Genomic DNA, 13,667 nt, shown 5'->3' with positions numbered 1-13,667 from the left:
CAATCGTGTCGGACAACCGAGTCGCCCGCATGCTGGTGGGGGTCCTCGCGGGCATGGCCCTCGGCCTGGCCGAGCTGGCCTTCCTCTGCCTGGCCTGGCCGGCGTCCGTGGCTCCGGCCGTACGGCCCGCCGCCCGCCGGGTCGCGGACCGGCTGGTGCGGATGGAACGGGCCCGGCTGGCGGCCTGGTTCGACCACAAGACGGCGCGCCTGGACCGGCCCGGCCATGGATCGGCACCGTCCGACCGGTCCGACCGGCCCGACCGACCCGGCCACGAGACGGCGCACATGGACCGGCCCGGCCCCGGCACGGCGTGGGCCGACCCGTCCGACCGGCCCGATCGGCCTGACCGCGAGACGGCGCACATGGACCGGCCCGGCCCCGGCACGGCGTGGGCCGACGGCCGCGGCGTCCTCGGATTCCTCGCCGTCCGCGCCGTGCTCGGCGTGCTCGGCGGATACGTCTGCGTGTCGGGCCTGTTCGTCAGCGGCCTCTTCCTGTCCGGCGGGCTGTGGGGCCTGGTCTCGGGCGAGTCCGAACCGGTGCCGCTGGAGTTTCCGGGCGTCAGGCTGGTCACCAGCGGCTGGGCGCTCGGGCTGACCGGTGGGGTGGTCCTGTTGGCGCTGGTGACGCTCTGGATCCTCGCGCTCGGCACCGCCGAACGGCGCCTGGCCGCCCACTTCCTCGGACCGGGCAGGCAGGAGCTGATGCGCCGACGCATCGCCGAGCTGACCGCGACCCGTTCGGGCATCGTCCGGGCCGTCGACGACGAGCGGCGCAGGATCGAGCGCGACCTGCACGACGGCGTGCAGCAGCGGGGGGTGGCGCTGGCCATGCTGCTGGGCCGCGCCCGGCACAGCCCCGACCAGGCCAGGACCGCCGAGCTGGTGGGCCAGGCCTACACCGAGTCGCGCCAGCTGCTCGACGAGCTGCGCAGCGTGGCCTGGCGGATCTACCCGACCGCGCTCGACGAGCTGGGCCTGCGCGCCGCGCTCGCCGGGGCCGCCGAGCGTTCGAGCGTGCCGGTGACCGTGCACTACGGGCTGGCCGACCGGCCCGTCTCCGAGGTCGAGACGGCCCTCTACTTCGTGGCCCGTGAGGCGATCACCAACGCGGTCAAGCACGCGGGGGCACGTGACATCCTGGTCGTCCTGACCGAGGACGAGCGGACGGTGAGCGTGGCGATCTCAGACGACGGCGGCGGCGGCGCCGACCCGTCCGGAGGAGGGCTGTCCGGGCTGGGCAGACGCGTCCGGGCGCTCGACGGCGACTTCACCGTCGACAGCCCCGCAGGGGGCCCCACCAAGGTCTCCGCGACGCTGCCCAAGGCGGCGCCGTGCGACTGATCCTGGCAGACGACTCGGTGCTGCTCCGCGAGGGCCTGATCCGGCTGCTCGACGACGCCGGTCACGACGTCGTCGCCGCGGTCGGCGACTCGCGGGCCCTGCTCGACGCCGTCGAACGGCACCGGCCCGACGTGGCCGTCGTCGACGTGCGCATGCCCCCGACCCACACCGACGAGGGGCTGCGGGCCGCGCTGGAGATCCGCGAGCGCTGGCCGGGCGTCGGCGTGCTCGTCCTGTCGCAGTATGTCGAGAAGACCTACGCGGCCACGCTCCTGTCCGGAACCACCGAGGGCCTGGGCTACCTGCTCAAGGACCGGGTCTCGGAGGTGGCCGACTTCCTCGGCTCGCTGGAGCGCGTGCACGCCGGCGGCGCGGTCTTCGACCCCGAGGTGGTCCGCCAACTGCTGGCCCGCACCACGCACGCCGACCCGCTGAGCAGGCTGAGCGGGCGCGAGAGGGAGGTGCTGGAGCATCTCGCGCAGGGCTTCGTCAACGCGGCCATCGCCGAACGCCTGCACGTGTCGCTGAGCACCGTCGAAAAGCACGTCAACGCCATCCTGGACAAGCTCGACCTGCCCCGCGACCCCGGCTACAGCCGCAGGGTGCTGGCGATCCTGCGCTACCTCGACGGCTGACCGCGGACCGGGCCCACGCCCCCGAGCCGTCCTGTACGAGCTGAGTCCGATCAGCCGGTGCCTCGGACCGCCTCTGGCGACGGCACCGTCGTCCGTGACGCGGAGCGACGGCCCAGGTCCGTGGACGGGCCTGACGCAGGACACCGGCCACGACGCCCCTTTACGACCCTCGTGGCCAGGAACTACCGGAACCGCTGGTAGTCCTCGGTATGGAGATGCCGGACCGCTCGCACAACGCCGAGACGTCGGCCCGGGCGTCGGCGTCGACGGCATGTCAGACGAGCCCTCGCGCTTCCTCACGCAGGCGGGCGCCCCTTCTGAAGGTCGCCCCAGTGCGATCAAGAGCTCGAGCGCCGGATACCTCCGCCATTCGAATCCGCACAGCTTCTCGACCACCGCACATTTAAATCCGTACACCACTTGGATGGCGCTTCTGTCGGATCCACGCCAAGCAAGGCAATCCCGAATTCTAGCCATTAAGCATTTCCGCAGACTCGAGAAGATATTTGGGAAGTTTCGACTTCGCCCCCAATATTTCGATTCCTATGACGCGACCGTCTTCATCGAAATCAAGATTTATCATACCGTCGACTTCGATAGGATCGCACGGATACATGCGAGCCACGCGTGGGCGCGCCACCTGGGGATCGGACAGGTACACATAGGCTGCATCAACTACATCATCGTATGTGACTCGCACTACTGTCATTTTTCGACCTGCATTCTTATGAAGTAATCTCGGCAGGATGATTCGGACGGTTGAGACTTGATGGCGCCAGAATGGCGGTGGCAGACATGAAGCGGGATGGATCGCAATGCCGGTGAAATAGACGTGGAACTTTCGACAGAAGAGGTCTCACCACAAGTCTTCTTAAGCCAGAAAGCCCCGCGTGATCACCTATCGTGCCACGCGCGATGTCTCCCGGGAACTGGTTCACCATCTCTCCACGCTGCTGGCGGCCGAACGCCGGCGACTGAGGGCTCGCGCGGGTTCTCGGGCGCTGACCTCTTTACGCAGGCAGTGATGGGACTGCGCTGGTTTCGCGAGGGCACCGACGGGCGGCCCTCGGCCGCGACCACGGGGTTTCCCGCGCCACCGCCTACCGCTACATCGACGAGGTCATCGACGTCCTGGCCAACCAGGCGCCCGACCTGCACCAGGAATTGCAGGATGCCGCTGACGCGGGCCTCACCCACCTGATTCTGGATGGCACCCTCATCGCCACCGACCACTGCTGGGAAAGACCACCGGCGTCAAAGGCGAACCGATTGACCTGTGGTACTCCGGAAAGGCCCGCCACCACGGCGGCAACATCCAGGCGCTGTCGGTACCGCACGGCCTGCCGCTCTGGGTACCCGACGTCGAACCCGGGTCGGTCCACGACCTGGTCGCAGCCCGCGAACACGTCCTGGGAGCGCTGTACAGAGCCGCCGCCAACGGGCTCCCCACACTGGCCGATTCCGGCTACGACGGCGTCGGCATCGGTATTCTCACCCCGATCGAACAGCCTGCTGACGGCCAGCCCCTCGACATCGCCCCCCGCACCCGTAACGCACTCCTGCGCGCCCTGCGCTGTCTGGGAGAACGAGGTTTCGCCCTGCTCACCCAACGCTGGCGCACCCTCCAGCGCATCACTGCCAGCCCCAGCAAAATCGGCGACATCGTCAAAGCCGTGCTTGTCCTCACCCATTTCAAACACGGCCACTCAACAAAAAGCCGCTGAGATCACTTCAGTGAGGCGCCGTCCGTTCGGTGAACACTCCGAAGTGCATTATGTACTGAGGCAGCCAATCGGGGCTGAGCTCGTCGTGCCGGTGCGGGCCAGTGCCCTCCCAGCCGCAGCCAGCGCCGAGCCCCGCTTCCAGCGTCCCGAATTCTCCGGTGGCGACGAGCATTCCCCAGTCGCTGATGCCAGCGCCCATCACCGCAGCCTTGAACCGGTCGTCTGCCCGACAGCCCAGGCGGCCATGAAACCGCCGTGGCTCCATCCACCGATCCCGAGCCGATCCGGGTCCGCGACACCATCGGCGATCAGCAGGCCGATGCCGCTGATGATGTCGGTCCACTCGTCCATGCCGACCGCGCCTGCGACGGCCACCGCGAAGGCGTGTCCGTGGCCCTCACCGCCACGCGGGTTGGGCAGGGTGAGCCGACGATGATCCCCGCCCTCAGACAGCGGTGAAGGCGCTGGAAGGTGGCACCGAACCTTTCGTTGCCATGCGCTCAAGATCATCAGGGTTCGCCTGCATGTTCCATTGTCACGATGGAGCGAGGCGGAGGATCTGGTCGCGGACGGGGTCGTCCAGGTCGGCCTGGAGCAGGCCGTTGTTGATGGCGGGGGCGCAGTTCATCGAGATCGTTACCGCGGCGGCCGGTCCTTGCGGATAGTCGAATATGAGCCGGATGCCGCGTTCGTTGGCGCCTCCGAGTCCCTTGCAGGTGTTCTGGCTCGGCAAGGTGTCCAGAGAGTTCAGTGTCGCGGCCAGCGCGCGGGCGATGTCCCTGCCGTGCCGTTTCCGGTAGGGCGGCCTCACGGACGTGGCGTCCCTGCACACGGTGAGCCGACCGGGTCGTCCGGGAACCATCAACTCCTCCTGGCCCCGGCGGTCGCCGGGACTCCGGCAAGGGTCCTCCGGAGGTACAAGCCGCCAGATTCCGTCCTTATAGGCGATGGTGATGGCGGGCCCGGCGTACGAGTTACTGCTGGCCGTGCCGTTGGTGGTCCTCACGCAGCGGTTGACCTCCTCGGCGCTGCCCACCCACAGGGCGCGGCCATCGGGGTAGGCGAACCGGATGAGGTAGTTGGTCATCGGTCCCCCCATCAACGTGCATGAACGGCCTATGGGGGCGGTGCTCACCGGGAGGTAGGCGAGGTCCCGGGCCATCGCCGCCGCCTGATCCGTCAGCGTTCGCGAACCGGCCAGCCGCTCACCACCCGGACGTGTGTTGTCTCCGGGGTAGGCACAGATGAGAGCCTTCACCGGTGAGCCGGGGACAAGCGACTCCTCCACACCGTCGATGTCGGCGGCGGCGGGTACCCAACCGCCGATGTCGTCGCTGCCCCAGCGTTGCGGGCAGGTGGCCGGTACCGGCTGTGACTCGCTGATCGCTCCCGAGAGCGCCACGGCCGCCACACACACCCCGGCCGCCGCGAGGCCGAGACCGATCGAAGTGGAAAGCTTCACAGTTCATAGACGTCGATTCCCGGTCGATCGGTTCGCTTCGCTGGTCCCTGCCCAGGCACGGGGTGAATGGGATGAGACGTGAGGCTGCCTGTAAAGCATCAACCGAAGTGGAACATGGACGATCACCGCGTGGAACGCCTCTCGGAGGTAGGCTCGCTTGGTCGGCAGGGGGAACCCGCCCTCCCCCTCCGGCAGGTACGCGTCGCCGTACGAGATCGGCGCCGACCGACGCCCGCGCCCTGCGCTGCTGGACCTGCGCCGCGTACTTGCTCTTCTCCGTCGCAGCCCGGCTGTCTCCCGCTCCAGGTCAGGCGCGTTCCCGAAGAACAGTTCGCCGGTGATGTTCTCCGGCCGCCATTGCCCGTTCAGCTCATCGAGTTGCGTCTGAACGGCGTCGAGTCCGGCCTGTCGTGACGGTCGTCGGTGGGCACGACCTTGTTCACAGCTCGAAGCGGGCCACCCGCCTGAGCTTGTTCATCGCGTCCAAGGCGGCGACCTTGTAGGACTCGGCCAGGGTGGGGTAGTTGAAGACGGCGTCGACGAGATAGTCGATGGTGCCGCCGCAGCCCATCACGGCCTGGCCGATGTGCAGCAGCTCGGTGGCGCCGGTGCCGAAGACGTGCACGCCCAGAAGCACCCGGGTCTCCGGCGAGACCAGCAGCTTCAGCATGCCGTAGGTGTCGCCGATGATCTGCCCGCGGGCGAGCTCGCGGTAGCGGGAGATGCCGACCTCGAAGGGGACGTGGGAGTGGGTCAGCTCGTCCTCGGTGCGGCCGATGAAGCTGATCTCGGGGATGGTGTAGATGCCGATCGGCTGCAGGTGGTGGATGCCGGGCAGGGGGTCGCCGCAGGCGTGGTGGGCGGCGATGCGGCCCTGCTCCATGGAGGTGGCGGCCAGGGAGGGGAAGCCGATGACGTCGCCGACGGCGTAGATGTGCTCCACCGCGGTGCGGTAGTGCTCGTCGACACCGATGCGGCCGCGCCCGTCGGCGGCCAGGCCCGCCCGCTCCAGGGTGAGCCGGTCGGTCATGCCGTGCCGGCCGGCCGAGTACATCACGGTCTCGGCGGGGATCTTCTTGCCGCTCTCCAGGACCGTCAGCGCGCCGCGGGCGCGTTTCTCCACGGCGGCGACGGTCTCGTCGAAGCGGAAGGTCACAGCCAGATCCCGCAGGTGATACTTGAGCGCCTCGACGATCTCCAGGTCGCAGAAGTCGAGCATCCGCTCACGGCGTTCGACGACGGTGACCTTGGTGCCCAGGGCGGCGAACATGGAGGCGTACTCGATGCCGATCACCCCGGCGCCGACGACCACCATCGAGTCCGGCACGTCCCGCAGGTGCAGGATGCCGTCGGAGTCGATGATCGTGTGCTCGTCGAACTCCACGGTGTCGGGCCGGGCCGGGCGGGTGCCGGTCGCGATGATGATCTTCTCGGCGGTGATCGCGACCTCGTGCCCCTTGTCGTCGACCACGCCGACGGTGTGCGGATCCACGAAATGCCCCGTGCCGTGCAGGATCGCCACGTGGTTACGGGCCAGCTGGCTCCGGATCACATCGATCTCCCGGCCGATCACGTGCTGGGTGCGGATCCCCAGATCGGCCGCGGTGATCTCATCCTTGACCCGGTAACTCTGGCCGTACATGCCGCGCTGGTTGAGGCCGGTCAGGTGGATCACGGCTTCGCGCAGCGTCTTGGACGGGATCGTGCCGGTGTTGATGCAGACGCCGCCGATCATGTTACGGCGCTCGACCACCGCGACCCGCCGTTCGAGCTTCGCCGCGGCGATCGCGGCCTTCTGCCCACCCGGCCCGGACCCCAGGACGAGAACATCGAAGTCCCACATAAGGCTCAGTCTGCGCGCCGCAGGCGGTCGGAAGAAGACCTCGTGGACATCACCCGGAACCACCAGGGGAGATCAGGCCGGTCTCGTAGGCGACCACGACGGCCTGGACCCGGTCGCGGAGGCCGAGTTTGGACAGGATCCGCGCGACATGGGTCTTGACCGTCGTCGGGCTCAGGGTCAGCCGGTCGGCGAGTTCGGCGTTGCTCAGGCCGGTGGCGAGCAGGCGCAGCACCTCCAGCTCCCGTGGCGTCAGCTCGGACAGATCCCGATGGAGGGCGGCCCCGGTGTCGTCGCGAGGGGCGAAACGCTCGACCAGGCGGCGGGTGATCGTCGGCGCGAGCAGGGCGTCGCCGGAGCGCACCAGGCGCACCGCAGCCACCAGGTGTTCGGGGGTGACGTCCTTGAGCAGGAAGCCGCTGGCGCCGGCGGCGAGGGCCGTGTAGACGTAGTGGTCGAGATCGTAGGTGGTCAGGATGAGGACGCGGGTCTCGTCGGCCCCGCCGGTCAGGATCCGCCGGGTGGCCTCGATGCCGTCCATCTGCGGCATCCGGATGTCCATGAGCACGACGTCGGGCCTGGTACGCCGGACGGCGGCGACCGCCTCGGCGCCGTTGGCCGCCTCGGCCGCCACCTCGATGCCGTCGGCGGCGAGGATCATCCGGAACCCGGTGCGGACCAGCGCCTGGTCGTCGGCGATGACGGCGCGCAGCGGCCGGCGTCGTTCTTCTGTCTCCACAGGCACATTGTCACGCCTGCCCCCTTCTGCCGCATCCGCCCCGGTGGCCAGGACCGTGTCCTTGAGGAGTACGTCGCGGGGATGACACCGCGGCCGGATCCTCCCGGGAGGTGCCCGGCACCGGAGTGTCCGACATCGAGGCGTCCGACATCAAGGCGTCCGACATCAAGGCGTCCGACATCAAGGCGTCCGACATCGGGGTGACGGCAGGCGCGCGTTGGCGCCGGCCGCGGAGGGCGTGTGCCGCGGCGCAGCAGACGGTCAGCCCGACTACGGCCAGCAGGACGCGGTGGTCGACGAGTGAGACCAGTACCGCGCCCGCGACCAGGGACAGGAGTTGGGCGGCCCCGGCCGCGGCCTCGAAGGCGGTGGAGACCCGGCCGACGAGGTGGCCGGGGCTGCGGCGCTGCACGAGGGTCATCCTGGCCACACCGGCCAGGGTCAGGCCGGCGCCCGCCACCGTCATCGCGGCCAGCACGACCGCCTCGGTGGGGACCGTCCACAGCATGACCGCCACGCCGTACAGGGCGATGCCCGTGCCGATCGCGGCCGGCTCGCCCCGGCGCGCGATCACCGCGGCTCCGCACAGCCCGCCGACGACCGCCCCCACGCCCATCGCGGTGGAGGTGAGGGCGGTGAACTCCGGGGACCGGCCGAGGCCCCGGTCGATGACCGCGAAGATCAGCGACTCGGTCATCCCGGCCAGCGTGAACATCAGGCAGAACGCCCCGGCCGCGCGCCGCAGGGCCGGGTCCGCGACCAGGTGCCGGGCCCCGGCCCAGAACTCCTCGCGCCGGTGGCCGCGCGGCGCGGCCGGGACGGGGGGCGGCGCCGGCAGCGCCGCGAAGGCCGCCGCGGCGACGAGGAAGGTGACCGCGTCGAGCAGGACGACCGCGCCGATGCCGTAGCCGGTGTAGACGGCCACCCCCAGCAGCGGCCCGACCAGGCGCAGCCCCTGCCGGGCGGTCTGCAGCGCGCCGTTGGCCTCGGCGAGGAGGTCGTCGGGCAGGACGCTCTTCAGCAGCCCGCTGAGCGCCCCGGACACCGCCGCGTACGAGCAGCCCATGGCCGCCGACACCGGGTAGACCAGCCAGAAGGTGTCCCTGCCGGTCACCGCGGTCAGCGGGGCCAGGCTGACCGCCGACAGCAGGCACGTGGCGACGAGGAATCTCCTGCGGTCGACCCGGTCGATCACCTGGCCCAGGAGGGGGGACAGGCACAGGGGCAGCGTGAAGAAGAACAGGGTCAGCCCCGCCGCGCCGTCCGAGCCGGTGAACTTCTTGGCCAGGATCGCCGGGAGCAGCAGCAGCGAGGCGTCGCCCAGCAGGCTGGTGACCATGCCGAAGTAGATGATCCGGAACCGGCGACGGCGCAGGACCGCCCACATCACCGGTGACCGGCGAGCCGCCGTACGGCCCGGCCCGTCGGGAACACCGGGACGGCGCTGTGGACCATGGCGAACGTCTCCAGGCCGGGCACGATCACCGTCAGGACCGGGCACCTGTCGTGCGCGGGGTTCCAGCGGAAGGTGTAGGCGGCGAACCCGGCGCGCTCCAGCGTCTTCAGGATCGCGGTGATCTGCTCGTCGACGTCTCCGGCCCCTCGCCCGCAGCCGCCTTCCGGCCCGGGCCCGCCGACGCCTCCCCGCTCCCGCCCGCCATGGCTCTCCCGCCCGGACCCGGCGCCTTCCCGCTCCCGACCACCGTGACTTTCTCGCCCGGACCCGGCGCCTCGCCGCTCCCGCCCGCCATGCCCCTCCCACCCGGACCCGGCGCCCGCGGACCCCGGGCCGGGCAGCCGCGCGTCGAACACGAGGCGGTCGAGCAGCGGGGCCGGGTCGAGCCTGGCGCAGCGCTCCAGCAGCGGCCATCGCCGCAGGCTCTCCAGCCTGCGGTCAAGAGTGAGGTCCACCCCGAGCGACATGTTGAACGATGACTGGATCACCTCGCCGAGCGCGCGCTCCACGGCGTACTCGGGGTCGAGGGAGGCTCCGGAGCCGACCACCCCGGGGTAGGGGCCGACGCGCGAGGGGAGCGCGCAGTAGGCGGGGACGCCCAGATCGGAGGTGATGTCGATGATGAGCGGGGGTGCGCCGAGCCGGGCCGTCGCCTCGTCGTGGAGGCGGCGCAGATCGGGCGGGAGGAGATCGGGGCCGAGCCCGGACAGCGGCGACCGCCCGTCGAGATACCAGTCGAGGAGGGCGTGGGAGAGCGCGTCGCGCTCGATGACCTCCAGCAGGCCGTGCAGGACCGCCTCCGGCTCGGTGACCCCGCTGGCGGTGCCGCTGTCGTAGGCGTAGCGGAGGTAGGGCTCGTAGCGCAGGTCGTCGCCGGGGATCGGGTGGCTGCGGCAGGACGGCGACCGGGCGAAGGCCGGGTACCACAGCGCGGGCAGCTCCGGGTTGAGGGGTTCGGCCCGCAGGCAGGCGAGGTCGGCGTCCGGGTAGTCGCGGGCGAGCCGGTGGATCATCTCCTCCCCGCACAGCGCCTCCTGGGCCACCACGGTGGCGACGGGCACCACCCGGGCCCGCCGGTGGTCGCCGGCGAGCGCGGCCTGCCCCTTCTCGTGCTGGAGGTGCTGCCATGCCTCGAACAGCGCGCTGACCGTGCTCTGCGCTCCGGCCCCCTTGCCGAGGGAGGCGGTGAGCACGCGCCCGGCCGAGTCGCGGACGGTGCAGCGGTGCACGGGGAACTCCGGCGAGCCCGCGGAGAGGAAGTCCGCAGAGAGGCCGGCGGCGGCGAGCGCCGACTCGATGACCGACAGCGCTTCGGCCAGGCCGGCGCAGCGTTCGCGCTGGGCGCGTGTCACCACTGTCAGAACACGCCCGGCGCGGACCGCACGGTGAAGAACTGGTCGAGGAGCAGCAGCTCGGCGAGGGTGAACGAGAAGCCGTCCTCCAGCTGGAAGCCGTCCGGCCGGAGAAGCGACTGGCCGTTGGAGTTGCTGTTGCCCACCGCACACCCCTTCACGTCAGTAACGGAGACGCCCTTGATTACAGGACATTCCGACACATGTAATGGGATCACGTCAAGAGGATCTGGGCCGCCAGTCACCCCTGTCCAGGTCGAGGGTCTCAGGGGTGTGCAGGCGGACCATGGTGCGGGCCACACCGGCCGGGATGCGGGAGGGGGTCAGCAGCGAGACCACGACCATGACGGCGAAGGCGACCGGCACCGACCAGGCGGCGGGCTGGGCCAGCAGGGCCCCGGCCAGGCCGGTGTACGGCCCCCCGACGATGGTCGTCAGGACCGCGCCGCAGGCCAGTCCCCCGCCGGCGAGCAGCCCGGCCACCGCCCCGGTCGAGGTCAGCCGCCGCCACCAGATGCCCAGCACCAGCAGCGGGCAGAAGGAGGAGGCGGCCACCGCGAACGCCAGCCCGACCACGTCGGCGACCGGCAGCGACCGGGCCGAGGCGGCCAGGGCGAGCGGCACGGCCACGGCCAGCAGGGCCGCCACCCGGAACGAGCGCACCCCGCCGCTCTTGAAGATGTCCTGTCCGATGACGCCCGCGACCGAGACCGTCAGTCCGGAGGAGGTGGACAGGAACGCCGCGAACGCCCCCGCCGTCACCAGCGCGGTCAGCAGGTCGCCCGCCACTCCCCCGACCAGCCGCCCGGGCAGCGTCAGCACCACCATGTCACTGCCCCGCAGCTCCGGGACGTAGATGCGCCCCAGCGCGCCGTAGACGGCGGGCAGCAGGTAGAAGGCGCCGAGCAGCGACAGCACCACCAACGTCGTACGGCGCGCGGCCCGCCCCTCGGGGTTGGTGTAGAAGCGGACCAGCACGTGCGGCAGCCCCATGGTGCCCAGGAACGTCGCCAGGATCAGCGAGTAGGTCGAGTAGAGGCCGTACTCCTTGCCGCTGGACAGCGGCAGCGCCCAGGTCGCCGCGTCCTGCGCGCTCAGCCCGGGCGCGCCGCCCGACCGCCAGGCCAGCAGCAGGAACACCAGCGGCACCGCCAGCGCGGTGAGCTTGAGCCAGTACTGGAAGGCCTGCACGAACGTGATCGACCGCATGCCGCCCGACATCACGTTCACCGCGACCACGACCGCCACCAGCAGCCCCCCGGCCCACTCCGGGGCACCGGTGATGGCCCCCAGCACCAGGCCGGCGCTCTGGAACTGCGGCATCAGATACAGCCAGCCGATCAACACGACCAGCACCCCGGCCAGGCGGCGCACGGCCATCGACTCCAGCCGCGCCTCGGCGAAGTCGGGCAGCGTGTAGGCGCCCGAGCGGCGCAGCGGCGCGGAGACCAGGACGAGCAGCACCAGATAGCCGCCGGTCCAGCCGACCGGCAGCCAGAGCATGTCGGCGCCGTAGGCCAGGATCAGCCCGGCGATGCCCAGGAAACTCGCCGCCGACAGATACTCCCCGCCGATGGCGGAGGCGTTCCACAGCGGGGAGACCGTGCGGGAGGCGACGTAGAAGTCCGAGGTGGTGCGCGACAGCCGGATGCCGAACGCCCCGATCAGCACCGCCGCCAGCACCACCAGCACGACCGCGGTCACACCGTAGGCGGTGTTCACCGGGCCCGTTCCACCAGTTCCGCGAAGTGGCGCTCGTTCCGTTCGGCCTGCCGTACGTAGAGCCAGGCGCCGATCACGAACGCCGGATAGATCAGGCCGGCCAGCACCGCCCACGGCAGGGGGATCCCCAGCAGCTGGACCTCGCGCAGCTCCGGCACCAGCAGGAACAGCATCGGCAGGCCGCCGACCACGCAGCCCAGCACCGTGCAGACGAACAGGGCCAGCCGGAACTGGGTGCGGATCAGCGAGCGCATGTAGACCTCGCCCAGCCGGGTCTGCTCGTCGATCTCGCGGGTCACCGGATAGCGGGGATGGCGGGCGGCCGTGGTGCGGGGGCTGGTCACGACCTCGCGGCGCGGCCGGTCGGTCTCCCTGCGGGGCCGCTCCAGCGCGCGGGCGAGGCGCTCCACCTCCCTGCGCGGCCGGTCCGGCCGGTCGGCGTCCCTGCGCGGCCGGTCCGGCCGGTCGGCGTCCCTGCGCGGCCGCTCCACCGCGCGGGCGAGCCGGTCGGCCATCCGCCGCCGGGGCTCCGCCTCCTCGCGGGGCTCCGGCTCCCCGCCCTCCCGGCTCATTCGGACCGCCCCTTGCGCGCCCGGCGGACCAGCAGGTCGCGCAGCTCGCGGGTGTGGCGGCGGCTGACCGGGATCTCGGTCTCGCCGATGCGGACCACGCAGCGGCCCGAGTCGATGTGCAGCTCGTCGATGTGCTTGACCGCGACCAGATGGCTGCGGTGCACCCGGACGAACCCGGCCGAGGACCAGCGCTCCTCCAGCGTGGCCAGCGAGATGCGGACCAGATGGCTGCCCCCGGCGGTGTGCAGGCGCGCGTAGTCGCCCTGCGCCTCGACGTAGCGGACCTCGGTGCCGGCCACGAACCGGGTGACGCCGCCCAGCTCCACCGGGATGGTGCCGGGGTCGGTACGGCCGGCGGTGTCACTGTCGGGCAGCTCGGCCGAGACGCACACCCGCCGGATGGCCTCGGCCAGCCGCTCCGGCCGGACCGGTTTGAGCAGGTAGTCCTCCGCCTTGATCTCGAAGGCGTCCACCGCGTGCTCCTCGTAGGCCGTCACGAACACCACCCGGGGCGGGTTGGCGAACTGCGACAGCAGCCTGCCGAGCACCACCCCGTCCAGGCCGCGCATGCGGATGTCGAGGAAGACGGCGTCGATCGGCTTCCCGTCGGCGATCGCCCGGTCCAGGACCCGCAGCGCGGCGGCCCCGTCCCTGGCGAGGGAGACCTCCCCGATGCGGGGGTCGTCGCGCAGCAGGTAGGCCAGGTCCTCCAGGGCGGGGAGCTCGTCGTCCACCGCCAGGACACGCAGGCCGGTCACGGTCACTCCTCCAGATCGCTCACGTGGGAATCCCTAGAGGGTGATGAATCAGACATCACGT

The 13,667-nt window shown here is 70.9% G+C and carries 13 protein-coding genes and 1 pseudogene; 3 read left to right on the top strand and 11 right to left on the bottom strand.

Annotated features, from left to right (window positions below; translation table 11 throughout):
* The first annotated feature begins 5 nt into the window (after positions 1-5).
* Both J2S55_RS31305 and J2S55_RS31300 read left to right on the top strand, forming a co-directional pair.
* Positions 6-1,346, top strand: coding sequence for a sensor histidine kinase (locus J2S55_RS31305; RefSeq protein WP_306868297.1), 1,341 nt, complete (start codon positions 6-8; stop codon positions 1,344-1,346).
* Complete coding sequence (locus J2S55_RS31300) at positions 1,337-1,981, top strand: response regulator (RefSeq protein WP_306868295.1); 645 nt, start codon at positions 1,337-1,339, stop codon at positions 1,979-1,981. Before J2S55_RS31305 ends, J2S55_RS31300 begins: the two co-directional genes overlap by 10 nt.
* Before the next feature lie 469 nt (positions 1,982-2,450).
* Here J2S55_RS31300 and J2S55_RS31295 read toward each other — a convergent pair whose 3' ends face one another.
* The gene (locus tag J2S55_RS31295; protein ID WP_306868293.1) at positions 2,451-2,690 is read right to left on the bottom strand and encodes a DUF2283 domain-containing protein; all 240 of its coding nucleotides are present in this window, start codon (positions 2,688-2,690) and stop codon (positions 2,451-2,453) included.
* A gap of 181 nt (positions 2,691-2,871) precedes the next feature.
* Here J2S55_RS31295 and J2S55_RS31290 point away from each other — a divergent pair.
* Positions 2,872-3,705, top strand: a pseudogene (locus tag J2S55_RS31290) (transposase family protein).
* Positions 3,706-3,903: 198 nt separating this feature from the next.
* On the opposite strand, the gene J2S55_RS31285 reads toward J2S55_RS31290, so the two are convergent.
* The 10 genes from J2S55_RS31285 to J2S55_RS31240 all read right to left on the bottom strand — a co-directional run bounded on the left by J2S55_RS31285 (position 3,904) and on the right by J2S55_RS31240 (position 13,606).
* Positions 3,904-4,215 carry a prolyl oligopeptidase family serine peptidase gene (locus J2S55_RS31285; protein WP_306868292.1) on the bottom strand — a complete coding sequence of 104 codons (312 nt, stop codon included), beginning with the start codon at positions 4,213-4,215 and terminating at the stop codon, positions 3,904-3,906.
* 25 nt (positions 4,216-4,240) lie between these two features.
* Positions 4,241-5,167 carry a hypothetical protein gene (locus tag J2S55_RS31280; RefSeq protein ID WP_306868291.1) on the bottom strand — a complete coding sequence of 309 codons (927 nt, stop codon included), beginning with the start codon at positions 5,165-5,167 and terminating at the stop codon, positions 4,241-4,243.
* Positions 5,168-5,606: 439 nt separating this feature from the next.
* Positions 5,607-7,010: a Si-specific NAD(P)(+) transhydrogenase gene (gene sthA, locus J2S55_RS31275; RefSeq protein WP_306868289.1), complete on the bottom strand. Its 1,404-nt coding sequence runs from the start codon at positions 7,008-7,010 to the stop codon at positions 5,607-5,609.
* Between the two features lie 49 nt (positions 7,011-7,059).
* Entirely contained in the window at positions 7,060-7,746 is a 687-nt protein-coding gene (locus J2S55_RS31270) for a response regulator (protein WP_306868287.1), read from the bottom strand.
* A gap of 10 nt (positions 7,747-7,756) precedes the next feature.
* Entirely contained in the window at positions 7,757-9,133 is a 1,377-nt protein-coding gene (locus J2S55_RS31265) for an MFS transporter (protein ID WP_306875633.1), read from the bottom strand.
* Positions 9,133-10,554, bottom strand: a complete 1,422-nt coding sequence (locus J2S55_RS31260; protein ID WP_306868285.1) for a YcaO-like family protein — start codon at positions 10,552-10,554, stop codon at positions 9,133-9,135. The genes J2S55_RS31265 and J2S55_RS31260 overlap by 1 nt, the downstream gene beginning before the upstream one ends.
* A gap of 5 nt (positions 10,555-10,559) precedes the next feature.
* On the bottom strand, positions 10,560-10,700 hold the full coding sequence (locus J2S55_RS31255) for a hypothetical protein (RefSeq protein ID WP_306868283.1): 141 nt from the start codon (positions 10,698-10,700) through the stop codon (positions 10,560-10,562).
* A 73-nt stretch (positions 10,701-10,773) separates the two neighbouring features.
* Positions 10,774-12,276 carry a sodium/solute symporter gene (locus J2S55_RS31250; protein ID WP_306868281.1) on the bottom strand — a complete coding sequence of 501 codons (1,503 nt, stop codon included), beginning with the start codon at positions 12,274-12,276 and terminating at the stop codon, positions 10,774-10,776.
* A complete protein-coding gene (locus J2S55_RS31245) occupies positions 12,273-12,848 on the bottom strand; it encodes a hypothetical protein (RefSeq protein ID WP_306868279.1) in 576 nt (191 codons plus the stop codon). Before J2S55_RS31245 ends, J2S55_RS31250 begins: the two co-directional genes overlap by 4 nt.
* Positions 12,845-13,606 carry a LytR/AlgR family response regulator transcription factor gene (locus J2S55_RS31240; protein WP_306868278.1) on the bottom strand — a complete coding sequence of 254 codons (762 nt, stop codon included), beginning with the start codon at positions 13,604-13,606 and terminating at the stop codon, positions 12,845-12,847. The genes J2S55_RS31245 and J2S55_RS31240 overlap by 4 nt, the downstream gene beginning before the upstream one ends.
* Positions 13,607-13,667: the final 61 nt, after the last annotated feature.

Source organism: Streptosporangium brasiliense (assembly GCF_030811595.1).
GTDB classification, from domain to species: Bacteria; Actinomycetota; Actinomycetes; order Streptosporangiales; family Streptosporangiaceae; genus Streptosporangium; species Streptosporangium brasiliense.
This window is presented reverse-complemented; position numbering and strand designations above follow the sequence as displayed.

Coding starts and splice junctions, on each gene's coding strand:
- J2S55_RS31295 (WP_306868293.1), bottom strand. CDS start 2,690: ATGACAGTAGTGCGAGTCACATACGATGATGTAGTTGATGCAGCCTAT.
- J2S55_RS31285 (WP_306868292.1), bottom strand. CDS start 4,215: ATGATCTTGAGCGCATGGCAACGAAAGGTTCGGTGCCACCTTCCAGCG.
- sthA (WP_306868289.1), bottom strand. CDS start 7,010: ATGTGGGACTTCGATGTTCTCGTCCTGGGGTCCGGGCCGGGTGGGCAG.
- J2S55_RS31265 (WP_306875633.1), bottom strand. CDS start 9,133: ATGTGGGCGGTCCTGCGCCGTCGCCGGTTCCGGATCATCTACTTCGGC.
- J2S55_RS31245 (WP_306868279.1), bottom strand. CDS start 12,848: ATGAGCCGGGAGGGCGGGGAGCCGGAGCCCCGCGAGGAGGCGGAGCCC.